Raw genomic sequence first — 23,707 nt, 5'->3', positions numbered from 1 at the left:
TTAACCCTCTTTAATTGGCAACTCTATTGTAAATTCGGTTCCTTCATTAAGTTTACTCGTAACCTTTATATTGCCTTCATGGTCCTTTATTATTCTTTCAACACAGGCAAGTCCAAGACCTGAACCTGTAGTCTTTGTGGTAAAAAAGGGCTCAAATATTTTACCCATAAGTTCTTCAGGGATTCCAGTTCCTGAATCCTTTATTGTAATTTTTATCTTTCCATCAATTCTCTCTGTTTTGATCATTATTGTGTCTCCCTTTTCAGTGGCGTCTGTAGCATTTACTAAAAGATTCAGCACAGCTTGTTTTATTTGATGATGGTCAAAATAAAATTCAGGTATTGAGGGGTCAAAGTCAGTTTGAAGAATTTTATTCTCCTCTTTGATTTCTGTTTCCACGAGTTTTATCACATCTTTTAGTGCATTGTTGATGTTTCCCTTTTCATATTTAAGGGGTACAGGTCTTGCATAAGATAGAAAACTTGTTATCAATTCATTTAATCTCTCTGTTTCTTTATCAATAATTGAAAGAAACTCTTTTAAAACCTCTCCCTGAAAATTTGCCTTTAAATAAGAGGTAGAAGCCTTTATTGCATTAAGAGGATTTTTTATCTCATGGGCAACGGTCATTGCCATCTCTGCCATCGCAGAGGATTTTTCAAGTCTTAGTTTTTCTTTTGTTGTTCTATCAAGTTCTTCAAGTGAATGCTTAAGTTTTAATATCATCTCATTGAATGTTTCAATTAGATATCCGATTTCATCACCACAAGAAATTTTATAAACATAACAATCCTTGCAATCAATGTTATGGCATTTTTTACAGTTTTCCTTTGCTTCAGTTATAAACCAGCATCTTTCTTTGCCATAGGCAGGGCAGTCACTTTTTTCACAGTTAAAGATATCTTTACAAAAAACAGTTGATGGATTTTCACATATTTCAAGTTTATCTGCCTGAATACTTGACATTTTATTTTTAAGTCTTTGCAAAGGTTTTATAAGTGTTTTTGAAAGCATAAATGCCATAATAACAGTTAAAAGAAAAAATATTAAACTTAAAATATAAATATAATTTTTCAAATTTCTGGTGGACTGTTCAATGTAAGCATTTATTTTGTCTTCAGATATACCAACCCTTAAGATTCCAAAATAGCTATCGCCAACAATAACTGGTAAATTTATATGATTAATTCCATCTGTGTCTGATTTTTGCCATCTTTTATAAATTGACGGTTCCATTTTTATATAACTGCCAAGCTGACTTTTATCACTATGCCCAACAATTTTGCCATTTTTATCAGCAAGCATTATGTAATCAATTCCTGGATTGTTCATAACAATAGAGATTTTTTCATCAATAGCTAAGGGATCAAAAAAGACAAGATGGTCTATAACATCCTTTGAAACATTCTCAAGCAGGACCGTAATATTTGTGTTAATCTGATTTTTTAGAGAGCTTTTCTGATAGTTAAGAATTAACAGATTAATTGAAATCATAATGATTAAAAATAGAAGTAAAAATGATAGAAATATTTTTATTCCGATGCTTGTTCTTTGAAGTTTTTTGATAATTCTTTCAGTTACTAAGTATTTTAAGTATTTTAAAATCTTCATCTGTTGCCTCTTTGAATGCTTTAATCTTAGCTTTTTTAAGTATTAAAGGGTTATCTATGTTAGTAATTAATTTCTTGACCTTTTCTGTTAATTCTTTATTTTGATTATTCACAACGGCAAATGGCCAGTTTGGTAGATAGTCTCCGTAATCAAGAATTTTTATTTTTGAGATATCTACTTCGTTGGACCAGACACTTAAAGCAGCTTCTCTTATGAATCCTACATCTGCTTCACCTTTATAAACCCCTATAATAACTTTTTCCTGCCTTTTTGCATCTATAAGTTTAAAATCTCTTTGTAAATTAAAACCTTTTTTCTCAAGATAAAGCTTCTGAGACAAATATCCTCCTGCTGATGTAGGAGATACAATCATTATTTTTTTTCCTTTAAGGTCAGTGAGTTTATGTATATTGCTGTCTTTTCTTGTTATTATTAGACCTCTGAATTTTTCATTACCGCAAATACCTTCGTCTGTGGTGCAATCTTCGCCAACTGTTATTGCAAGAGGTCTTATTGAATACCTTTTAGAAACGATGGAAAATACATAGGGATTTTGATATGAAAAATGAACTTTACCTTGACTAACAATGTTTATAAATTCTTCAAAATTTTTAGGTATTACAAGTTTAAACTCATAACCCGTTTTTTCAGAAAGATATCTCATTAGAGGGTCATATCTTTTATAGATTGTAAGAGGACTGTATAAGGGTAATATGGCTACTTTTATTGTTTTTGATCCGTAATCAATATAATCTTTGCCTTTGAGATTTTTAATTAGTACTCTGATATAATCAAAATCTCTATCTTCAGCCAGACTGAATTTTTCAACACCTATGGCTTCAAGAAGTTCTCTATCTGCTCTGGTTAAGATGCTATTTTTAATAGTTTCCACTTCATCTTTTTTTAAATTATTAATGTATGCTATTAAAAATCTTGGAGTGGGTTCAGAATATCTTATTATTTTAAGCCCGTCTTTAAGATATTTGTTTGCAGTTATTTCGCTCATAGCTCCTATGTCATGGTTTCCGATTAATATGGAAAGGGCAATCCTTTGTTCCTTTTGTAACATATCAACGGATTTGAAATCTTTTATTGAAATGTCAACATCTCTAAGCATTGACAGAGGAATAAGATAGCTAAATGAAGATTTTTCTTCACCAAGCGCAAGTTTTTTCCCAAGAGAATCAAAAATTTTTTCAATATTATTACCTTGTTTTGTTACAAAAACACTTCTTGTTTCAGCTATACCACCTTCTGGTTTAATCAAAGGAAATATTTTATTTTTCATATTCCATTTAAGTTCACAGTAAGTAGCAGGGTCAACAATGATTAAATTAATTTTGTCTTCTTTTATTTTCTTTTCTAAATCTTTAAAATCTCTTGCAATATCAATTAAGACAGGTCTTTTAAAATTTTCACTTAGGAATTTTTTCAAAGGATAAAGTTTTTCATATATTACTTTTGGAGATTCTTCAGGTAAAACACCAATAATAATAGATGTCCCTTCTGAATATTGAGATGAAGTTTTTGCATTTTCATTTTTTGAACTTTTGCTACAAGATAAGGAGATTAAAAGAAATACAATTAATAAGAATTTAAATAACTTCATGATAAAAGGGATTTGTTTTCTTTTCAATTCCTATTTTAGTTTTAGGTCCATGACCTGGGAAAACTATGGTTTCATCAGGTAAAGAAGCTATCTTTTTGAGCGAATTAAGCAGTTCATTCATACTGCCTCCAATAATGTCTGTCCTTCCAACAGAGCCTGCAAAAAGCGTATCTCCTGTGAATATATATCCGTCAGTATAAAAGCATACACTTCCAGGAGAATGCCCGGAGGTATGTATTACTGTTAGCTGAATATTTCCGGTATTTAATATTTCGCCATTTTTAATAAGAATATCTGGTTCAGGTTGAGGTTCTATTTCTATGCCAAAAAATTGCATGGCTATTTGAGGAGAATTCCTATATATTTCAATGTCTTTCTCATGTAAAACAACTTTTGCGCCTGTTTCATCCCTTAATTCTTTGACTGAGCCTATGTGGTCAAAATGTCCATGTGTGCAAAGTATATATTTAAGATTGAGATTTTCTTCTTTTATGAAATCAAGAATTAAATCAGGTTCATCGCCAGGGTCAATTACAACTGCTTCCTTTGTCCTTTCGTCATATATAATGTAACAGTTTACAAATAGTGGTCCAACTTCAAATTTTTTTATTTTCATCCTTGCCTCCGTATCTTTTTTAAAATATAACCCAGTTCTTCATGTTTGAGCAAATAGCATAGAACTAAATAGAAAAATGCAGCGACAGAAATTGCACAGGCAAGCCATATAAATTTTAGAAACATTTTTTCACTATGTAACCACAAGGAAGGGTTAATCTCACAAATAAGTTTAGCTATGCTTACACTAATAAACGCAGCTACAAAGCTTTTTAAAAAAGATGAAATTATTGAATTGAAGGAAATCTGAGGAATTTTTCTTTTTATAAAATATCCTAACATAAAAAACTGGACAGTAGCAGCCACTGAATAAGCAAGTGCCAGTCCCTTGTGTTGCATTGAATTCATAAGAGCAATAGAAACTATCACATTTGTCAACATTGCTGTAGCAGCGCATATTACAGGTGTTTTTGTATCTTGAATAGAATAAAAAGTAGCAGTGATTGTTCTTGACCCAACTGTACCAATGATTCCTATGCTATAAAATAGTAAAGCTTGAGCAGTATTTATTGTAGCTGTTATATCAAAAACACCTCTTTGAAAAAGAGTGTTTATTATTGGTTCTTTTAACATCATCAATCCTAATGTAGAAGGAATAGTTAGAAAGAATAAGAATTTAAGGGAAAATGTAAAGTCTTTTGTAAAGATATCTTTTTTACCTTCAGCTACATGTTGAGAAAGGGTTGGAAGTACAGCCATTCCAACAGCTACACCGAAAATACCAATTGGAAGCTGAATAAGTCTCATTGAATAATAAAGATATGTAACACTTCCTTCGGGAAGGAAACTCGCAATAATTGTGCTTACAAATATATTTATCTGGTTTACTGCCATTGCTATTGTTGTCGGAATTACAAGAATAGCAATTTTTTTCAAAGCAGAATGAAATGGCGCTATTCCAAATTTGAAGCCATTTTTATAAAAAGTAGGTGTTTGAACAAGCCATTGAAGAGCACCTCCTACAGTTACACCTACTGCAACAGATATTATTGGATTGAAAAATAATGAGCTAAATCCAACTATAAAAATAATTATTGCAATGTTTAAAAAACATGGAGCAAGAGCTGGTATAAAAAAAATATTATTTGTATTGAGAGTACCCATTGTAAGTGCTGCAAGACTGATAAAGAGTAGAAATGGAAACATTATTCTTGTCAGTAACACTGTTAAGTCAAATTTTTGAGGATTTTCAACAAATCCTGGGGCAATTAGTTTTACAATAAGAGGGCTAAAAATTATTCCTAAAATAGTAATAATTCCTACAACTATCATTATGAATGTAAATAAACTCTTTACAATTTTTTGGGTTTCTTCTTGACCATTTTTTATCTGGGATTCTTTCAACACAGGAATAACAGCCGAAGACATTGAGCCTTCTGCAAAAAGTTCTCTTAACAGATTAGGAATACGAAAGGCAACGAAAAATACATCACTTATGCCAGTTGCACCAAAATATTTGGCAAGAATCATGTCTTTTATATATCCAAGAATTCTACTAAATGTAGTAGCTAATGAGATAGCTCCAGCAGCTTTAACTATTTTACTTTTTGCCATTTTAGTATTTTAGAATTTCAAGAAGGTCAAGAATGTCTTCCTTAGGCATGTTAGTCTGTCCTTTTTTTAAATCATCTACAAGATTTTTTATAAATTTATCTATATCTCCTTTAAAGGACTGATCAAGTTTAATGGAATTTTTCAATGTTTTTACTGCTTCTGAATATTGATTAAGCTTTTGATATGTGAGAGCAAGATAAAGATGGGCTGGAATAAGTAATACGTTTCTTTTTATTGCCTTGTCAAAGGCATTTTTAGCTTCTTCATATTGCCCAACTCTGTATAAAGAAAGTCCCTGCCCAAAATAAGCTTTATCTTGAGTAACAAATAAAGGATTATTCAATGCTTTTTGGAAAGCATCAATGGCTTCTTTATGCATATTGAGTTTTTGATAGCATACTCCGAGATTAAACCATGCATCAGCATAGTTGTTATCAAGAGAAAGTGTTCTTAAAAACAAATCTTTTGCCATCTCATATTCTTGAAATTCCATATGAACAAGAGCCAACCCATGAAGTGCGTCTTTATTATCAGGGTCAATTTGAAGAGCCTTATGAAACTCTGAGTATGCGAGCTGGTAGTTTTTTTCAATATAGTAAGCAAATCCAATTTCTTTATGAAAATCAGATTCGTTCATCTGTCTGATTCTTTCTTCAGATGTGCATGCAATAACAATAAAAGCAATCAAGACTCCCAGAAATTTGGACCTCATAGTTTTATAGTATATCATTTTTTATCTTCAACCTTTGCAATAAGTCTTTTAAGAAATAAAATTAAACCGTCAAGTTCTTCAATATTAACTTCAAAGCCATCTTGATAAAATTTCAGATTTTTTATTATGCCCCTGTTTTTAAATCCTGTTAATATATGTAATAAGCGGTTTACAAAACCTGTATCAAGATTTTCCTCCATTTTAAATTTAAATGTATTCTTTTTTTGTTTAACCTCTGAGGCTTTAATTTTTGAAACAAGGAGTCTTATGCGAGCGATTTTGAAGATATTTTCAACCTCCTTTGGAGGCATTCCAAATCTATCAATAATTTCATCATAAAGTTTTTCTATCTCAGAGTCTTCTGAAATTTGACTCAATTTTCTATAAATTCTTATTCTCATAGGAGTCTCTTTTATGTATTCTTCGGGGATAAAAGCTGGTATAGAAAATTTAATTTCTGGTAGTTTCAGTGCTGGCAAAACTTCGCCTTTTATTTCTTTGACAGCTTCATTTAACATTTCTATATAAAGATCAAAACCTAATCTGTTTACTCCTGATTGTTCAACACCAAGAAGCTCTCCTGCACCTCTTATTTCAAGGTCTCTTAAAGCAATATGAAAACCTGCTCCGAGATAGCTCATTTCTTGAATAGCTTTTATTCTTTTTTTTGCATCTTCACTAAGAATTTCTTCAGGAGGAATGACTAAATAAGCATTTGCCTGCCTGTATGACCTGCCAACTCTTCCTCTTATTTGATAAAGATCGCTTAATCCAAAAGTTTGAGCCTGATCAATAATAATTGTATTTACATTTGGAATATCAAGTCCTGAGGCTATAATAGATGTACATAGTAAGATATCAATTTTCCCATAAATAAAATCAAGCATTATTTTGTCAAGCATTTTTTCTTTCATTCTACCATGCGCAACTCCAATTCGTGCCATAGGAACAAGTTTTTGAATTTTTGATTTTACTAATTCTATATCGTGGATTCTATTATGAAGAAAATAAATCTGTCCTCCTCTTTGAATTTCTTTTTCAATTGCCTCTTTAATTATTAATTCATTTTCCTGAATGACAAATGTTTTAACAGCAAGTCTTTCCTTAGGTGGAGTCTGTATTACGAATATATCCCACAGTCCGCTTAATCCTATTTGAAGAGTTCTTGGTATAGGAGTAGCAGTTATTGTAATGAGATCAACTTTTGGATATTTTTCTTTTATTTTCTCTTTATGAATTACCCCGAACTTCTGTTCTTCATCAATAATCAAAAGCCCGAGGTCAAAAAAATCAACTTCTTTCAAAATAATTATATGAGTGCCAATGAGAATATCAACTTTCCCCAATTTTGTATCTTCAATAACTTTTTTAATTTCCTTTTCTGAACGAAATCGGCTTAAATATTCAATTTTTACAGGAAATGCTTCAAATCTTTTTTTAAATGTCCTGTAATGTTGTTCACATAAAAGAGTTGTTGGCACCAAAACTGCAACTTGTTTCCCATCATAAACCGCTCTGAATGAAGCTCTCATAGCAACTTCTGTCTTCCCATATCCAGCATCCCCACAAAGAAGCACCTCCATAGGGAAAGGTTCCCTCATTTTTTTTAGTATTGCATCAATAGCCTTTTGCTGGTCTTCAGTTTCTTCATAGGGGAAAAAGTCATCAAAATTTTTATGAATTTCAGTATCTTCTGAATAAATAAATCCTCGCTCAGTTTTTCTCTGAGCATAAAGCTTAATAAGTTTATCAGCTATATCATGTATTCTTTTTCTTTCTCTTTCTTTTGCTTTCTGCCACCTATTACTTCCCAGTTTATCAATCGGTGGAATAAAACCTTCTTTTGCAGAATATCTATAGATTTTTCCAATATTCCAAGTAGGGACGTAAAGAATATCTCCATCTTTATATTCCAAAACAAGCACATCTTCTTCAGTCCCTTCGTATTTCTGTCTTTTTATACCACGAAAAATCCCTATTCCATGCTCTTTATGAACTATATAATCACCTTCATTTATTTCAAGTCCATCAATAGGTAATTTCTGGATGGCAAGTTTTTTCTTCTTAAGGGTTTTCTCGCCAAATAGTTCAAAATCTGTAATTATCATAAGATTTTCTCTATAAAATCCCTCCTGAAGATCTGATATCGTTATTGCATATTTGCCTGAATATGTTCCAATCTCGTTTTTATGAATTAATGGAGCGATGATATCGTGGTTAAAAAGAACTTCTTTTATTGTTTCAGCTTTTCCCCGAGAACTTATAGAAAAGATTATAGGAATTCCCAGTTTTTTTAAATTTCTGGGAAAATCTAAAATAGAGCTTCTTTCATTTGGCAATATTCCCAATCCATAAAATGTTTTATCTCCTGCATCAACTGATTTGGTGGAAAATTTAACAGGTAAATGTGATATTTTCACTATATTGAACTTTTTGTTGGTGAAATTTTTGTCAACCGTAAAAATATTATCGAATTCAAATAATTCAAGTAACTCTATGTTGTTTATTTCTTTTTCTTCTGCCTGTATTATCCATATCTCATTTTTATCTTTAAATGAGCGTTGCGTATCTGGATAAAATAACTTTATCTCTTCTATTTCATCTCCAAAGAATTCAATTCTCGCAGGATATTCCTCTCCAATTCCCCATATATCAAATACCCATCCATGTTCAGAAAATTCTCCTTCCTGTGTAACTAATTCAACTTTACTGTATCCTAAGTTAATAAGATTTTTTGCCAGAAATTCTCTTTCAATAGTCCCTCCCTTTTTTATATTAATGGTTTCAATATGGGGAGGAATTTTAGCAGAATCAACTGTTGTTATTATTTTTTTATTTCTCTCATTCAGAATTTTAAATATTGCAATCATTCTTTCTGTGCCCTTAGATGGTAAGAAAACTATTTCATCAGTAGTATTGAAAAAAGATGAAAAAGTTTTAAAAGCCGCGTAAAGTTTAGCTGCTTGGTCTTCATTTTCTTCAAATACTATAAAGTTGTTTTTATAAAAACAAATAAATAATGAAAAGGAGGTTATAGAAAGGTTATAAATTTCATTGTTAGTTTTGATGAGGGAGGTGATTTTTTTTACTTCTTCTAATAAAGCAGTATTAATATTAGACGGCTGATTTGAAAGGAAGTTCATTAATTATTTTATCATACATTTTTTGTATGGGGTGTGGAGTGAAAAATTTTCAGGCATGAACTTCTCTGTTTCAATTCCTCATAGGTAGGCTCAAAACGGGCTCAGGGAGCACTTCAAATGTATGAGTTTGTTGTGTTTCAATTCCTCATAGGTAGGCTCAAAACAATGTGCAAAAGTATGGAAAGAGCTTGTTCTTGACAAAGGTTTCAATTCCTCATAGGTAGGCTCAAAACCCATGCGATGTTTTGGGGCAAGGTGGTTTGTATGGGTTTCAATTCCTCATAGGTAGGCTCAAAACGAGTTTGATGAAAGCGTTAAACCTCGTTCGATTTTGTTGTTTCAATTCCTCATAGGTAGGCTCAAAACGACGAGTGCGGAGATGGTGTGGGAGCGTTATAAAAGTTTCAATTCCTCATAGGTAGGCTCAAAACTCTATCTCTTGCTTGCTTGCGGTATGTCAAATAATACGTTTCAATTCCTCATAGGTAGGCTCAAAACTGTCTAAAGGTAAAAGGAAATTTGAAGTATTAAAGTGTTTCAATTCCTCATAGGTAGGCTCAAAACGTGTGTGTGGATGAGGGTGGTAAAGTTATAGAATAGTTTCAATTCCTCATAGGTAGGCTCAAAACGCGGGATAATGAAGTTATTGATTTAAAAAAGTTTTTTCAAGGTTTCAATTCCTCATAGGTAGGCTCAAAACGGAGAAAAATGGAACACAATAAAAAATTAGAAATTGAAGTTTCAATTCCTCATAGGTAGGCTCAAAACGGTTTAACGAGAATTGAAGATGTGTTGAAGCCGTCATGGGTTTCAATTCCTCATAGGTAGGCTCAAAACAAAGAGGGTAGGTATGAGAGAGTTAAGGTATAGATAGTTTCAATTCCTCATAGGTAGGCTCAAAACTCATCTTAGAGCAAACATATCTGTTCAGGCAAAATGTGTTTCAATTCCTCATAGGTAGGCTCAAAACAATAATATGGTTTATGAAGTTGCAATGGAGTGTAAAGGTTTCAATTCCTCATAGGTAGGCTCAAAACCAAAAAAAATTTTTAAAAGGTATTTTAAGAGAGAAATGTTTCAATTCCTCATAGGTAGGCTCAAAACTTTCACACTTCAATGATACAAAAACAGAATACAGTGTTTCAATTCCTCATAGGTAGGCTCAAAACCCCTTGTGTTTGAAGTATTCCACCTGTTTGAGCCTCGGTTTCAATTCCTCATAGGTAGGCTCAAAACCCGACGACTGCATCATATGTTATCTCTGAGAGCTTGTTTCAATTCCTCATAGGTAGGCTCAAAACTTTATTTATTCTATGCTTATTGGTGGGGCTTAAATGGTTTCAATTCCTCATAGGTAGGCTCAAAACAAGGAAATGAAATGATAATTGTTATAAGTAAATGCGGTTTCAATTCCTCATAGGTAGGCTCAAAACCTGAAACAACTCCAAGATACGGGGTTGAAGTTGAAGTTTCAATTCCTCATAGGTAGGCTCAAAACGTAGCAGTGCTGTCTGCATATCTTGCTCCACAAATAGTTGTTTCAATTCCTCATAGGTAGGCTCAAAACTTCTTAGAACCGTAGCCAGAGATGGAGAAGTTTTAAGTTTCAATTCCTCATAGGTAGGCTCAAAACGAGAGGTCAATGGCTATCCTGCAGCTGTATCAAACGTTTCAATTCCTCATAGGTAGGCTCAAAACGCAGTTTGTTGTAACAGCAGATGCAACAGCTGATACGTTTCAATTCCTCATAGGTAGGCTCAAAACATAAATGGCTATGTGATTTTTAAAGAAGAATACAAGTTTCAATTCCTCATAGGTAGGCTCAAAACGTTCTAACAAGGTCATAAGGCTGAACATAACTTACCGTTTCAATTCCTCATAGGTAGGCTCAAAACTAACAATAAAAAGTCTTGAAAATGCACCAAAAAACGTTTCAATTCCTCATAGGTAGGCTCAAAACAATAACAACTCTGATAATCTTGATAATTTTGATTATTGTTTCAATTCCTCATAGGTAGGCTCAAAACAAAGCTTGAAGGAACAGAATTATTGTCTGAATACAAGTTTCAATTCCTCATAGGTAGGCTCAAAACGGAGGAACTGGTTGGAAATATCAATTTGGCAAAACAAGTTTCAATTCCTCATAGGTAGGCTCAAAACCCGTTTAAAATGTGAAAAAATCAATCTGATCCGCTTGTCAAAGATCATTGGTTATTTTTTGAATTTTAACAAAAAATCTTTAATTTTTCAATATAATTTCAGTCGTCTAAGGCTGGAGTTTTTTGCACCATTGAAGGTTGACGAGAATAAAGAGAAATGTAAAAAATTAAATTATTATCTCTTCTCCTCCTCTCTCAATTCCTATTATTTCTCTTCTGGTATACCATTCACTGCGAAATGTGTATATGATTATAGAGTCTTCTTCTGGATTAATTATTTTTTTCAGCTCTATCTTCAATTTTTCGAGTTTTGCCTCAGAAATTTCTCCTTCAAATACAGAATTTTGTACCCAGTGGAGATATTTCCTGCATGTTTTAAGTACTTTGGCTACTCTTTTCTCATTAATATCGTATACGAGTATAACTCTCATTTATTGTCCGATTGCTAAGACATATGCCCCTAGGTATAGCTTGAGGTGATATTTAATTTATTGTTTGCATTAATCTGCATAAATTTTATGCCTTCGATTTGTTCGAGATATGTTATTTTATCATTTTTCGTTGACTTGGATGAATTGCTCTAATTTACCTAATGTGGTCATGAAAGGCTCTCTTTTTATTTCGTTTTTTGAGTAATAAAAATAATCAAAAATATAAGACAAAGGTAGTGTTCGTTGTTATGATAAATCAGAATCTTGAGTTTCAGAAATAACAATATCATGGGAATTGAAAATTTTCATGAGAAATCTGGGTCAGTTCTCGTGAGAATTTTCAGGGATATGCCTGTATGGGGAAATGGAGTTGAGTTTTTATTAAAATTTTGAAGAGATTCTTCGCACTCATTAGAGGTGCTCAGAATGACAGAATGGGGAAAGGGTGCTCAGGATGGAAAAATAGTTCTTCAGAATTACAGAAAATAACTTTTTTCGAATTACCAGCCTGTTACAAAAGGTTTATATTCTTCCTCTTCCATGAGATGTTTCTGAATTTTATACAATTCAAGCCTTATGAGTTGCCGATAAGATACATGTCTGCCAAGCTTTTTATGTTGTATAGTACTCCTAAGTCTTTCATCCATCTCTTGGAGTAGAATCTGTTTTCCTTTATCATTAAGCACAATACCATCAAGCTTCTTTTCAAAGTGTTGCGGCTTTACAATTCGTTTGTTTACAATGCTGAAGATTGCTCTGTCTGCTATTATTGGTTTGAATATCTCCGCAACATCAAGATTAAGAGTAAATCTTCTGAAATTGGTGGCATGAAGATATCCAATTCTTGGGTCAAGATGAGTCTGATAAATTTCACTTAGACAGGTTGTATAAACAAGAGAGTTGGCAAAACTTATAAGAGCATTGATTCTGTTTTTTGGCGGTCTCTTTGTTCTTGTTTCAAAGATAAAGTGTTCATTGTCTAAAATTATGTCAAATGATTGATAATAGTAATCACGAATATTTCCCTCTATTGCCATTAGTTCATCGGTAGTTGAACAGTCGGGAATGTTTGTTGCAATCTCTTGTATTTTGCTAATTATTTCTGAAAGCTCCTTACCTCTATTGTGATAATAGATTAAAACCTTTTTAATGTTTTCAATGGCTCCTGATACAAATTTCTCAGCAAGATTAAGTCGTTTTCCTGTATCCAAATAATGCTCTGCTTGCTTAAGTATCATATAACCTGAATTTAAATGTTCCCTTGGATAAAAAGAACCTATGTAGTAGCCATAGTAGTTAAAGAAATGAATAATAATTTCACTTTCTGTAAGAAACTCCAAAAGACGCTTATTCATTGATACTTCACCAAATATCAATATTTCCCGTGTATTTTCAACAGGAATATATTTTCTTTCTTCACTGGTTTCAAAATAAAGTGTGTTATCTTTTCTTTTTAGCTCTCCATCAGAGATTATGTATAATGATTTTTTCATAATTTTTCAGCCTATTAAGCCCAACATAGTTCTTGATAACCGCATTTGTTGCAAAATTTTATTTTTTTAGGAAGAGGAGCTGTCTCGTGTAATATTATCTGCTTTATTTTATCCTGAGCCTCTTTAAGTTCATCCTGTATTTCAGGTGTAAGCTCAACAGTTATTTTCCTTTTTTCTACAGGAAATAAAAGCTCGCCTTTTGCTTCTATTCCCATGGCTTTAAGCCTTAAAAGATAATAAGCAAGTTGCATCCTTGCGGCTTTTTCGTATTTTGAACTTTTCTTCACTTCAGCCACTACTATGTCTTTCCCCTCTGTTTTTAAAAGGTCTATGACCATGTTTTCAAGATGGATTTCCTTTAACTGTCTTTTATAAGTTTCCTCTGAAATGAGCCTTCCAATCTCAATAAAAGGATTTGCTTGATAGGGCTCAAGCTGTCTTGACAGAAGCCATACTTCACGCTCGCATATGAAGTAATACCAGATAAGGGTAGGGGAGGGTTTTAGATTAAAATTCATTTTTTCCTCTTTTTGTTAGTTTTTTTCTCTAATCTACTTTCTGATGATGAATCGTAAGCAACTACAAAATCTATCTCGTCAATTTTAAAAAATTTCTCGTTAGTTCTCTCTATCTTAATAGTGGAGGGATGGCATATTCCCTGTATTTCTACAATTGGTATAAGATATGTTCTTAAATATAAACTGATGTGCCTTTTTTTACACCTTTCATGCATTAGATAAACCCGGCCATTGCCATCTTTTATTTTTGTATCTTTACTGAAAGGTAAAGGATAGCCTGTTGTAATAGTTTCTTTATCAATTTCATATACATTCTTTATAAAAACTTCGTCTTCAATTGTTATGGGAGACTCACTATCACCACAGGTAAGAGGTGATATCTTAAGGGCTTTGACAATTTCATTTACAATGCTTTCATCTTTAAATATTGTGGCTATCTGAATTTGCTGTGCATAGGCAAACTGCCTACCAATTGCATTTGTAAACTTCCATGGCATAGTATCGTCCCATTTAACAATCGCAGAAGTTGTATAACTTTTGATAATACAAGGAGAAAGAAGTTTTGAGCCAGCCCAGATTAATTCATTTTCAATTTTTTCAAGATATTGCAAAGGATGCCTATCATTTTTATATCGCTGCAGGGCATTAGCGAGCATTCCAATCACTGCAGAAGGAGGTGGCACAGGATAAGTCAAAGCAGACTGCCAAGTAAAGGGAATTCTTATAGAGTAAAGGGAATTCAGCCTTATGTGAAATACCAGAGCTTTCATTCTCAGGCTACTTTACTTAGAATTTCATCAAAGACTTCGTTAATAGTGTTCTTCTTTACAACCCCTGTTGGCGTTTCGCTTCCCAAGTAAAGAAGAGTTGTATTCTCAGGCATTAGCCCCACTGTTTTTGAAATATAGTCTGGATATATGGGCGATACAGGGAAGGGTAGTGGTCCTGTTTCAGAATACGCAACAAGAATCTCTAAAGGATTTACGTGAGGAACAGCATGAGAGAGGCTTGCGCCTAATTGGCCTGAAAGCATCAAGCGATATGCTTCAAGGGCAACCTTGATTCGTTGTTTACGGCCGGAGTTGTCATCAACAGCATAAGGATTCGGGCTTCCAAGATTTAATTCCACAAGCCCAATTCTATCAATATCAAGGGCAGATACAAATGCATAAATACCAGAGCCATAGGATTTGTGGAATGGCATTTGAGAAGTAAGATTTTTGTCATCAAAACTAATCCCGCTCTTGACCCTTGAATGAATCACTTGTCTTGAAGAGAATTCGCCACCTAAAACGGGCATAAGCCATGAGAACATAACTCTTGAACTCCTTCTTTCAGAAACACCTTCTTGCTCTTCCTCACCTTCTTCAGATGTTCTTCTTCCACCTCTTCCTTCTCCTGCAATTGCTGCAAGATACCCGTGAATATCGCAAATAGCACATTTCTGAATAACAGCTACCTGTCCTTCAGCAACAGCATTTTTATGAGAAAGGATATTGTTTTCCAATTTTGCTGGTCTTACAGGTTCACCAATTTTACAGGCATCACAGAAAGGTAAGCCTTGTGCTGAGCCTAACTTTCTCATTCCCTCATAATGCCAGTGCTTGAGCATCCTGCCTGATACTGCTGTTGCTTCAACTTTTCCACCCATTTCATCAAGAAACTCCATAATCCTTATATCAGTTACATTACCCGCCACTGCCTCATTATTGAGATCATGGACATTTAATTGCACTTTTACTGAAAATGTTATAAATTTAAGCACCTTACACCTCCAGATTTAATTTTTTCATTTAAAACCTCAATGCTTCTTTCAGACATAAACAACCTCTGACAGAATGTATAGCTTAAATTCTTCTTTTAAGGCATTCTTCAGCACAAGGTCAATCTTACAATGAAATAACTTCTCAAAATAAAACTTAAGTTCCATATAATTATTAAAAGTTTTCTTCCCCTTCTCAAATTCAACAAGTATATCAATATTGCTTCTATTTTTGCCTTTATTTTTATATGTGAGCCAAATATTCCGATCTCTTTAACATGAAAGCGTTTTTTTATTTCATTCACATGGCTCTTAAGTATTTCTGTCATTTCATTTGACACCTTGTATCTCCTCTAATGTTTCCATGGTTTCTTCAGTCCTTGATGGGAATGAAAAGGCAAGCATAACAAGGGCTAATTTTGTGGATTCAAAGTCTTCATTTGCAAGCCTGAAGACTTTCTTTACTTCCTCATCTGTTGGAAGATGAATTTGTTCTTTTTGTTCAAGCCTCAACCTGCCCTCTCTCAACATCTTTGCTATTGTTTCCTCAAAATCTCTTGATTCTTTTCTTGCATTTCTTATATCATCGGCATATCCGTATTTTTTTTCTCTAATGAAGTATCTCAATGTTCTTGCAAGGCTACCTAATGCAGGGTTTTCAATAATCTCAAGACTTATCATAGCCACCTCCTTTAAAAGATATCTTACTGTTTCTGGGTATAAAAGATTTACCCAATCACCCTTTTTAGGTGATGTTTCTTGAACATAAAGACGGGCAAATTTTAGGATAGAAGTCTTATTTAGATTATAAATAGTATTGTTTAATTCTTGAAGGGCAGCATACGCTTTTTGGGTTAATATATTATCTATCGTTGCAATATTATAAGGTGTCCCTCTTATAAATTTTAAGTAATTCTCAATTGGTATTAAAAAAATCCTGTCAACATGGTATCCCTGTTTTCGGCTTAAAATTGCAATAAATAAATCAAAGCCTTTCAGAATATCAGCAGAGGAGGGGATTTTAGAAAGGAACACCAAAGGGATTAATACCTGAGGGATGTCTTGATTAAACCACTCCTTTCTTATCTGATGCTGTAAGGCAAAAATTTCTTGAAGTTTCCTGCCACTGACATTGCCTTTAGGGATTGGAATAACTATAACTTCTTTGCGTGCTACATTAAAAATAAAAGAGGTATACCATATACCAAGTAAGGCAAGTAACCCGCAAGTTTTGCAGATATTTTTTGGATTTGTTGGCCTTCTTGGTAATTTGGGAGAATTTTTGTCTTTGGGATTTTTATATTGTAACTGTATATCTACTCCATCTCTTTTATTGTGAAAGGAAGTAGCCACTGTAAAACCTATGACATTTCCTATATGGTCAAATTCATGCCTGCAAACATTTTCTCCTTTTTTATTTTTAGCAATAATTGTAAATGATTTATAGAAGTCCAATGAGAATGATTCATTTTCATTAACGGTTACACTCTCTGCGCTTCTGCCAGCAATTCCAGGGGTACTAAAAGGGATATATGTTGAAAAAAGCAATCTTTGACAAAGTAGATTGAACATTTTGTTCAACTTTTCAAAATCATTTTTATCTATATCAAAAGTAACCCTGTAGAAACCACCTTCATAATGTATAGCGACACTTTCAATTCCAAATGCCTCAATCCCTACCCTCGTCAGCCCGTAGGCAATCTTTACATCCAAATCAGGAAAACCGGTGGCAGGTGTGTAGAGGGTTAGCATTTTTTTCCCCAGATCCCGAATTCAGTAATTTTGAATTTTTCGTCTTCTTTCAAGAGAGAGCCAGGAACCCAGCATAGACCATGTGACCTTATGTTTCTACCAGCACCCTTTTCTAAATCCCACTCTCTTTCAACCAGTAATTCTATATCACCTTTTAATTCTAAAGAATCAGAATATTTCACATGAGCAAAGATAGGCATATCTTTAGGTAAATAAATTATAATATCTTCATTTTTCACCGCCCACTTACCATAAAATCCTTCCGAGACCATATCAGAAATCTCTTCAAAGTTGTTTATTTCAATTAGCCCAAATCCATATTTTCTTTCTCCTCCGAGCTGGAGATAATTTATCAATTGTTTCCTAAAATCTATCTCCTTTTCCCCTGCCTTAATTTTCAGAGTATTGTTTTCTATGAAAATTTTTAGGTTTTCTTCGTAGATATTCCTAATCCATATCAGTCCTTTTAAAAAAACAGGTTTTCCTTCATTAATTGTATATGGTTTTATAAACTCTACTTCATGGAGCATTCCCTCTTCTGCAGTGAAAGAGTGGGGATCTATTGTTGCAAATGCCTGCGAACTGATAAATTTTTTCTCAAATTCATATTGGAGGTTTTGACCTAATTTAAGCCCCTCTTTGGTATAGGACGGAAGATACAACTGATTATCAACATATAGATAAAGATAGCCAAACCTCATTGCCTTTTTTAAAAACTCACCTATTTTATTATAATGATTGATTCCGAGTAAACCATTTAATTTATAAGTTAAAGAAGCCCAGATAATCTTTCCTGGCACATAGTACCTTGTTCTATAAAAATGGAAAATTTTATGAAATCCTATGTAAAGTGAGGATTTCAAACGAAAAATACATTTATATAAACGCCATTCCATAGCCTCTCCTTATTAACTTATGGATATATCATCTGTTTTTTGATTTTCACTCTCTTTTGAAAGTGCTTTTGCATGATATCGGGCATATATAAGAGAACTTTCGATAACTTCTATACTGAATATCAACCTATCAAGATCTGATGCAAGCCCATCTTCCTTGCGAATCTCTTCAAGTAGCTCATCTCCTTGAATGACCTGTAAACCCTCTTTCAATAATTCCTTAGTGATTTCTTCTAATTTATTTGCTCCTACTTTCTCCTTTTCCCCCCTTGATTCACAAAAAAGTGCAAAGGCATAAAGACCTTGTTCCTGTAAAACATTCAATGCTTTAGTTATCAATGACTCTGCCTTTTTTGCATCATTAAAAGCTTCTGTTATTTGTTCTGCGAATCTAAATCCATATTCAGCACAGAGTCTATCTAAATTTTCCATATCAGACCTCCATTTTTATATGTTCAATATTTTAATTCTACCCATCCCTCTTGTCCCCATCCCCCCAATTCCGAGTATCTCAAATAATTTCAATCCTTTTTCAACTTGTGCTTTAACCCAAGCTGTGCCCACATCTGCATTTCCTTCTGTTTTGAGTTCTCTCCCGCCAATCCTGAGTGCTTTGCCAGAATTATAGATAATATCAAAAGCTAATACAGTACCTCTTGGAATGGCTTCATAGGTAAAAAGTGCTTTTTCTTCCGCGGTTCCTGTTTGTGGATCAATGCTTACAGAGGTTCTTACTTCAAGATTCCTGTTTACAACATGACTAAAAAGTCTGTCTGAAACAAGAACGGCTCTCTGCTTTATAATATCAGAAGATATTTCTGGAGACAAATTGTTTAAGTTTCCTTGCCCGCTATTATCTTTTTTCAACATAAGCCATCCGAAATTTAATTTATCACTTTGGATTTGAGTCCCTAATGGATAAAAACTATTATCATTGACAGCAAAATTTCTTTGTAGACCTAAACCTTCTAAAGCCATAGGAGAAGTGATCCATACAGGTCCTATCATTGAAGCAACAGGAAAGAAGACAATATGAGCATCAAAGAACTGAGCAAGCCCATGTATACTATTCCCAGTTCCTTTAGAAAAGCCATAGGGAATACAGACAGGACAAGCTGGATTTATCTTTCCACAGTGTTTCTCTCCTCCATCTCCACCACGACCAGCACAGGAAAATTCTTGTTCACCATGTTTCCATAAATATTTGTTTGTTTGTAGTGCGGTATATGCTCGTGCTGGTCCACTGATGCTTGTGCCAGGAATTTTAGGAAGATTTATCCCAGGCTCTCTAACTATTGGCAGGTCTACCCTTCCAAGTCTTGAGCCACCTGAACCAATATGAATTGGATCAAGAGCTATTGCGCAGTATTTTTTGAATTCAAATTCACTCATATTTTAACCCCCTTTAAGGTTTTTGTTTCCTAACCTTAAGATTCCAGTGTATACAAATATCCAATAAGCCATCTTTTGTGGCTTGAAAGAATTTTTTAAATAAATCTCTATCTCTTGTAGGAGAGAGTTTAAAAATATTTATAAGAGATGAGCTCACAAATTTCTTCCATATAGAATCTCCATTATAATCTTCATATCGTTTCTTAGTTTCTTGCCAGAAAGCATATACTTGGGCAAGACCGATATTTCTATTCCTAACCAAATTCTGAATATCATTCCAGAGATCATCAATTCGTTTAATATCATCAAGTGCTCTAAGGTTATCATCAATCCTGAATCTATCTGATGCACTTTCTAAAAAAACAAGTTTAAAATATGAGGTTTCAATTTTTATACAATCGTTAGATTTAAGCCCTTTAACGTGCACTACATAATTACCCATGCCGTCATAATCAAAGAAATAACCACCTGTATGCGAAGGCTTGTTTTCTATTCTGATATATGGATGCCATTCATCCTCTTGATTTGGGTCACCTGTGGAATAAGATATTTGCCATTCTAATGGAACTGAAGAAAAATCTTGATCTGGAGTTATTGTAAGTTTTCTATGTTTATTTTCTGGAGTATCCTCAATTGACTCCACCTTTGCTTTTATTGTTTTAGTCTTTGTGTTAAATGCCTTGATCAATCTTTTTGCTGCATCCATTGCAATATAAAGAGGAGTCCTTCTATGAAATGCAATGATGCCTAAATGAAATGGTAGCCTGTCCATCACTTTTGAAAATTGAACCTCATACTGTTCAAATATTTTTTGTGCAATATTTAGGGCATCATAGGCTGGGATAAGTAACATAAACTGGTCTGGATAATTATATATCGGTATATAAGGATAATAATCCTGAAAAGCTTCATTAGGAGGAATAACATTGGTTATACGATAGCCTCCAACCCATTGAACATCTCCTTCTTTCTTTACTTTTATTGGTTTTTCTTTCATCCATAAAGAAATCTCTTCTGGAGTTTTACCTTTAATGGATAAAATCTGAAGATTAGTGGTAGTTATGAAGATACCTTTGGATTTATCAACACATACTGGGCTCAATCTAACCCCATCAATATCTATATCAATTGTTGAACCTATAGGAATGTTTGGTGATGGCGAGATAATTAACTGGATTCTTTTATTTCTGAGATTTACATGAGATGAAGCTTCTCCATAAGAATGTTTACTGAGAATATTGTTTATTAGGGTATTCTTGATAAAATCTTCGGTAGTATTCCAGATTCGCCTGATACGGGCTGGTGACGGATGTTTTCTAAACAAGAGTTTAATCAGATACTTAGCCTTATCTGGATTATTGGTAAGATTCATAGCCTGCCCAGTAGCATCCCTTTCAGCTATTGGTTCCCAGAAGTTTTTAGTGAAATTTTCTGGTTTTATTCCAATAAATGATTTGCATAATTCTTTTTGATTATCATTAATCGTTTTAAAAAACATAGATTCAAACTGTTTCTCTAAATCTTCAATTTTATTTATTGAAAGCTTACTACATATACTATTATTTTCGTTTCTCCAGCTCTCAAAAGTCTGGGAGATAAAAGTATCCAAATACTCTCCAGAAAGCCATTTTCTTAAATCAAATTGTCCAAAAATCAATGCAACGCGATCATTATGGTCTGCCACCTCATCTATCCAAATAGTTTCTTTACTCCTTTCATTTTTATCTAACCAGCTTCTGGCTCTTTTTTCATACCTTTCTTGACATCTTATACACCTATCTTTACTCTCTTCTTTTAATCTTATTCTGCACACAGGACAAATATCCTTTCCTTCATGATCCATAGACGCACTAACTTTTGTTTTGCTTATATGGGGAAATACAATCTCACTTAAAGATTTTTCTCTTTCACTTGCCAAACTCACCAAACTCCTGCTGCTATGAGATTGAGAAATTTGAAGCTCAAAATCAACGCAAGTTAAATCTTCCCTTAATTTCGATATGACTTCTGAAATATCCATATCTGGAGAGGAAAAATATATTCCTGTTGAATCTCTATATATTTCATTCCCAAGAGGATATATATATTCAATAATTTTCTTAAGTTTATCATATACACTATCCAGTTCATTTTTATACCCGCTAATATCACCTATCTTTAGACCTTTGGATATGAGACCAATTACATCAATATTTATTCTCATAACTCTCCATTTGGAGTTACCCCTTGGTTCATACCAGCCACATCCAATAATTTTTACAAGGTTTGATTTCAGGAGAGAAGCAATCATGTGGGCGTAATCAAATAGAGAAATTTCATTGATTGGTCTTCGTGTTTCACCTATTGTTTTAGAATAATAATTCATGATAAGGCTAATGAAGTTTCTATAATCCTCATAAGAAATGTCTGGCAGACCATTCTTGATCTTTTCTAATACTTCTCCCAATGCATTGAAAAATTCTTCCTTTAATTTATTATTTTCCAAGAGTTCTATTTTTTCTCCATAACCAAAAGCACTTGTTTTAAAAGTATACCTTTTCCTTTGCTTTCCACCTTTCCCTCTTCCTGCTAAAGCTTTGTCTATACCCGAGACTATCCCATGTGCATCAGCAAGAATTTTACAAAGTCCTTGTGGAGTTTGAGTCCATGTGTGTTTTTTAATAAAGTCACAAAAAGTAGTTAGATTTTGCTTCAAATCTTTTAAATCTTTATCACTTATAAATTTGTTCAAATAAGTTTTCCAAATATCATTTTGCAATAGATCCTTAAGGCTAAAATTTCCAAAGAATCTGTTATCATTACATATATTCTGATAATCAAAATTGTCACAATTTGGATCCGCATCTTCTGCATTGCTATAAATGAACTCCTTTGAGAATCTTCCTAAGAGATGCAGATATGCTCCTATTTCTGCTAATAGTATAGCTGTTCTATTGTTTTTCAATTTTTCAAGGAGAGAGTTCATTTATTCTCCTCCTGCAAATCTTTAATCGCGATTTCTAATTCTTCAAAATTTATAAATTTGATGTTTTTTTGTATTTCATTAATTATTAGAAGATTACTCGCTGTTTTATCCCAATTTTCTTCAATTACTCCATACCCTGAAGATTTCTTTGCTGAAAAACCATAATTGAGCATCATTTTTTTAAGGGCTGTTGCAACATTAGCAAGATCATCCAAGACTTTAGATTTGATATCTCTCTCATTAATATAATAAAATGGAATATAAAGAAGCTTAAAAATTCCTTTTGCGCCTCTTGGAACAACCTCATAATAAATCGGATTTTTGCCAGTTTTTGTTTTTCTATCATGTGGATTAATGACTTCCATATCAATCCTATCCCAGAAAGTAGGATAAAAATAAAGCATGCCTGTTAAGGAAGGGATTTCATGACTTCTAAATCTTTCCATAACTTTATTTCTGTAAATTGCTTTTGCACGAGGACAGATCTCATCTAAATATTTTGTCCATCCTTTTGCCATTTCTTCCATTCCTTTTTCTGTTCCAAACAATAAAGTATGTTGATAACGAACATTAGCAAAATCTTCTGGATTATTAACTTCGGGTTCCAAATGAACCTTCATCATTGTCCATCTCAAATTACCCTTCCATGCCATTGCTGATGTTACGGGAATCCCGAAGACCTTATCCTTCCTCATAGGGTTTTCAATAATATAAAATGGAATATCATCTCTTGATATGAAGGGATGTTTGAGAGTGAGCTGAAATTCAAGAAGCCAACTTCCCTTAGGCAAATTAGATATATCTATAGAGTAATTTATTTTTAAAAAATCAAGCATTGATAACTTGCATACCATAGAATCGTTATAGTTTCCATTTGAATGGATAATAGCTTTTAGCCCAGCAGGTGTATTTCTTTCACCAACTTTCGCATAAACCATCAGCTCTTCATTAGTGGCAAAAGCAGTATTTAAGAGTAGTATTCTTGCCATTGGCTCTTTAACTTCAGTATATTTTCCAGAACATGAGGTAAGCTCATCAACATCTTCTTTCTTCTCTATCCTAAAATCCACGAAGAAATCATAACTCATAAATGCC

At 33.3% G+C, this 23,707-nt stretch carries 18 protein-coding genes and 1 CRISPR repeat array; all 18 genes read right to left on the bottom strand.

All coding sequences use genetic code 11. The annotated features are described in order from the left end of the window. Positions 1-1,611, bottom strand: coding sequence for an ATP-binding protein (locus THEYE_RS05505; RefSeq protein WP_012545672.1), 1,611 nt, complete (start codon positions 1,609-1,611; stop codon positions 1-3). Then, the gene (locus tag THEYE_RS05500; RefSeq protein ID WP_012545055.1) at positions 1,574-3,220 is read right to left on the bottom strand and encodes a phosphate/phosphite/phosphonate ABC transporter substrate-binding protein; all 1,647 of its coding nucleotides are present in this window, start codon (positions 3,218-3,220) and stop codon (positions 1,574-1,576) included. Before THEYE_RS05500 ends, THEYE_RS05505 begins: the two co-directional genes overlap by 38 nt. Continuing rightward, positions 3,207-3,836 (bottom strand): MBL fold metallo-hydrolase, encoded by a 630-nt coding sequence (locus THEYE_RS05495; RefSeq protein ID WP_012545606.1) that lies wholly within the window; start codon positions 3,834-3,836, stop codon positions 3,207-3,209. Before THEYE_RS05495 ends, THEYE_RS05500 begins: the two co-directional genes overlap by 14 nt. Next, a complete protein-coding gene (gene murJ / locus THEYE_RS05490; protein ID WP_012544918.1) occupies positions 3,833-5,389 on the bottom strand; it encodes a murein biosynthesis integral membrane protein MurJ in 1,557 nt (518 codons plus the stop codon). The genes THEYE_RS05495 and murJ overlap by 4 nt, the downstream gene beginning before the upstream one ends. A gap of 1 nt (position 5,390) precedes the next feature. After that, positions 5,391-6,119: a tetratricopeptide repeat protein gene (locus THEYE_RS05485; protein ID WP_012546196.1), complete on the bottom strand. Its 729-nt coding sequence runs from the start codon at positions 6,117-6,119 to the stop codon at positions 5,391-5,393. Continuing rightward, complete coding sequence (gene mfd, locus THEYE_RS05480; protein ID WP_012545077.1) at positions 6,116-9,244, bottom strand: transcription-repair coupling factor; 3,129 nt, start codon at positions 9,242-9,244, stop codon at positions 6,116-6,118. The genes THEYE_RS05485 and mfd overlap by 4 nt, the downstream gene beginning before the upstream one ends. Before the next feature lie 67 nt (positions 9,245-9,311). Then, positions 9,312-11,404: a CRISPR direct-repeat array (repeat unit 30 nt; unit sequence GTTTCAATTCCTCATAGGTAGGCTCAAAAC). Between the two features lie 166 nt (positions 11,405-11,570). Beyond that, positions 11,571-11,834 carry a CRISPR-associated endonuclease Cas2 gene (gene cas2 / locus THEYE_RS05470; protein WP_021013193.1) on the bottom strand — a complete coding sequence of 88 codons (264 nt, stop codon included), beginning with the start codon at positions 11,832-11,834 and terminating at the stop codon, positions 11,571-11,573. 500 nt (positions 11,835-12,334) lie between these two features. After that, positions 12,335-13,327, bottom strand: a complete 993-nt coding sequence (gene cas1b, locus THEYE_RS05465; protein WP_012545370.1) for a type I-B CRISPR-associated endonuclease Cas1b — start codon at positions 13,325-13,327, stop codon at positions 12,335-12,337. 14 nt (positions 13,328-13,341) lie between these two features. Next, entirely contained in the window at positions 13,342-13,845 is a 504-nt protein-coding gene (cas4, locus tag THEYE_RS05460) for a CRISPR-associated protein Cas4 (protein ID WP_012546197.1), read from the bottom strand. Next, positions 13,842-14,615 (bottom strand): CRISPR-associated protein Cas5, encoded by a 774-nt coding sequence (cas5, locus tag THEYE_RS05455; RefSeq protein ID WP_012545301.1) that lies wholly within the window; start codon positions 14,613-14,615, stop codon positions 13,842-13,844. Before cas5 ends, cas4 begins: the two co-directional genes overlap by 4 nt. Before the next feature lie 2 nt (positions 14,616-14,617). Next, complete coding sequence (locus THEYE_RS05450; protein WP_012546660.1) at positions 14,618-15,610, bottom strand: DevR family CRISPR-associated autoregulator; 993 nt, start codon at positions 15,608-15,610, stop codon at positions 14,618-14,620. A 48-nt stretch (positions 15,611-15,658) separates the two neighbouring features. Then, entirely contained in the window at positions 15,659-15,820 is a 162-nt protein-coding gene (locus THEYE_RS10670) for a hypothetical protein (RefSeq protein WP_373877461.1), read from the bottom strand. Between the two features lie 117 nt (positions 15,821-15,937). After that, on the bottom strand, positions 15,938-17,359 hold the full coding sequence (csa5, locus tag THEYE_RS05440; protein ID WP_012546006.1) for a type I-A CRISPR-associated protein Csa5: 1,422 nt from the start codon (positions 17,357-17,359) through the stop codon (positions 15,938-15,940). Then, complete coding sequence (locus tag THEYE_RS05435) at positions 17,353-18,255, bottom strand: hypothetical protein (RefSeq protein WP_012545127.1); 903 nt, start codon at positions 18,253-18,255, stop codon at positions 17,353-17,355. Before THEYE_RS05435 ends, csa5 begins: the two co-directional genes overlap by 7 nt. A gap of 12 nt (positions 18,256-18,267) precedes the next feature. Next, positions 18,268-18,687 (bottom strand): type III-B CRISPR module-associated protein Cmr5, encoded by a 420-nt coding sequence (locus THEYE_RS05430; RefSeq protein ID WP_012546344.1) that lies wholly within the window; start codon positions 18,685-18,687, stop codon positions 18,268-18,270. A 15-nt stretch (positions 18,688-18,702) separates the two neighbouring features. Further along, the gene (cmr4, locus tag THEYE_RS05425) at positions 18,703-19,647 is read right to left on the bottom strand and encodes a type III-B CRISPR module RAMP protein Cmr4 (protein WP_012546538.1); all 945 of its coding nucleotides are present in this window, start codon (positions 19,645-19,647) and stop codon (positions 18,703-18,705) included. Between the two features lie 13 nt (positions 19,648-19,660). After that, positions 19,661-22,612 (bottom strand): CRISPR-associated protein Csx11, encoded by a 2,952-nt coding sequence (locus THEYE_RS05420; protein WP_012545561.1) that lies wholly within the window; start codon positions 22,610-22,612, stop codon positions 19,661-19,663. Next, positions 22,609-23,700, bottom strand: coding sequence for a CRISPR-associated protein (locus THEYE_RS05415; RefSeq protein ID WP_012546434.1), 1,092 nt, complete (start codon positions 23,698-23,700; stop codon positions 22,609-22,611). Before THEYE_RS05415 ends, THEYE_RS05420 begins: the two co-directional genes overlap by 4 nt. Positions 23,701-23,707: the final 7 nt, after the last annotated feature.

It is taken from the genome of Thermodesulfovibrio yellowstonii DSM 11347 (genome assembly GCF_000020985.1).
GTDB lineage: Bacteria > Nitrospirota > Thermodesulfovibrionia > Thermodesulfovibrionales > Thermodesulfovibrionaceae > Thermodesulfovibrio > Thermodesulfovibrio yellowstonii.
The sequence above is the reverse complement of the archived record's forward strand: the minus strand, read 5'-3'. Positions and strand labels throughout refer to the sequence as shown.

What these genes read in the sequence shown, in the direction of transcription:
- THEYE_RS05505 (WP_012545672.1), bottom strand. Translation starts at nt 1,611, where the DNA reads ATGAAGATTTTAAAATACTTAAAATACTTAGTAACTGAAAGAATTATC.
- THEYE_RS05500 (WP_012545055.1), bottom strand. Translation starts at nt 3,220, where the DNA reads ATGAAGTTATTTAAATTCTTATTAATTGTATTTCTTTTAATCTCCTTA.
- THEYE_RS05495 (WP_012545606.1), bottom strand. Translation starts at nt 3,836, where the DNA reads ATGAAAATAAAAAAATTTGAAGTTGGACCACTATTTGTAAACTGTTAC.
- murJ (WP_012544918.1), bottom strand. Translation starts at nt 5,389, where the DNA reads ATGGCAAAAAGTAAAATAGTTAAAGCTGCTGGAGCTATCTCATTAGCT.
- THEYE_RS05485 (WP_012546196.1), bottom strand. Translation starts at nt 6,119, where the DNA reads ATGATATACTATAAAACTATGAGGTCCAAATTTCTGGGAGTCTTGATT.
- mfd (WP_012545077.1), bottom strand. Translation starts at nt 9,244, where the DNA reads ATGAACTTCCTTTCAAATCAGCCGTCTAATATTAATACTGCTTTATTA.
- cas2 (WP_021013193.1), bottom strand. Translation starts at nt 11,834, where the DNA reads ATGAGAGTTATACTCGTATACGATATTAATGAGAAAAGAGTAGCCAAA.
- cas1b (WP_012545370.1), bottom strand. Translation starts at nt 13,327, where the DNA reads ATGAAAAAATCATTATACATAATCTCTGATGGAGAGCTAAAAAGAAAA.
- cas4 (WP_012546197.1), bottom strand. Translation starts at nt 13,845, where the DNA reads ATGAATTTTAATCTAAAACCCTCCCCTACCCTTATCTGGTATTACTTC.
- cas5 (WP_012545301.1), bottom strand. Translation starts at nt 14,615, where the DNA reads ATGAAAGCTCTGGTATTTCACATAAGGCTGAATTCCCTTTACTCTATA.
- csa5 (WP_012546006.1), bottom strand. Translation starts at nt 17,359, where the DNA reads ATGCTAACCCTCTACACACCTGCCACCGGTTTTCCTGATTTGGATGTA.
- THEYE_RS05435 (WP_012545127.1), bottom strand. Translation starts at nt 18,255, where the DNA reads ATGGAATGGCGTTTATATAAATGTATTTTTCGTTTGAAATCCTCACTT.
- THEYE_RS05430 (WP_012546344.1), bottom strand. Translation starts at nt 18,687, where the DNA reads ATGGAAAATTTAGATAGACTCTGTGCTGAATATGGATTTAGATTCGCA.
- cmr4 (WP_012546538.1), bottom strand. Translation starts at nt 19,647, where the DNA reads ATGAGTGAATTTGAATTCAAAAAATACTGCGCAATAGCTCTTGATCCA.
- THEYE_RS05420 (WP_012545561.1), bottom strand. Translation starts at nt 22,612, where the DNA reads ATGAACTCTCTCCTTGAAAAATTGAAAAACAATAGAACAGCTATACTA.
- THEYE_RS05415 (WP_012546434.1), bottom strand. Translation starts at nt 23,700, where the DNA reads ATGAGTTATGATTTCTTCGTGGATTTTAGGATAGAGAAGAAAGAAGAT.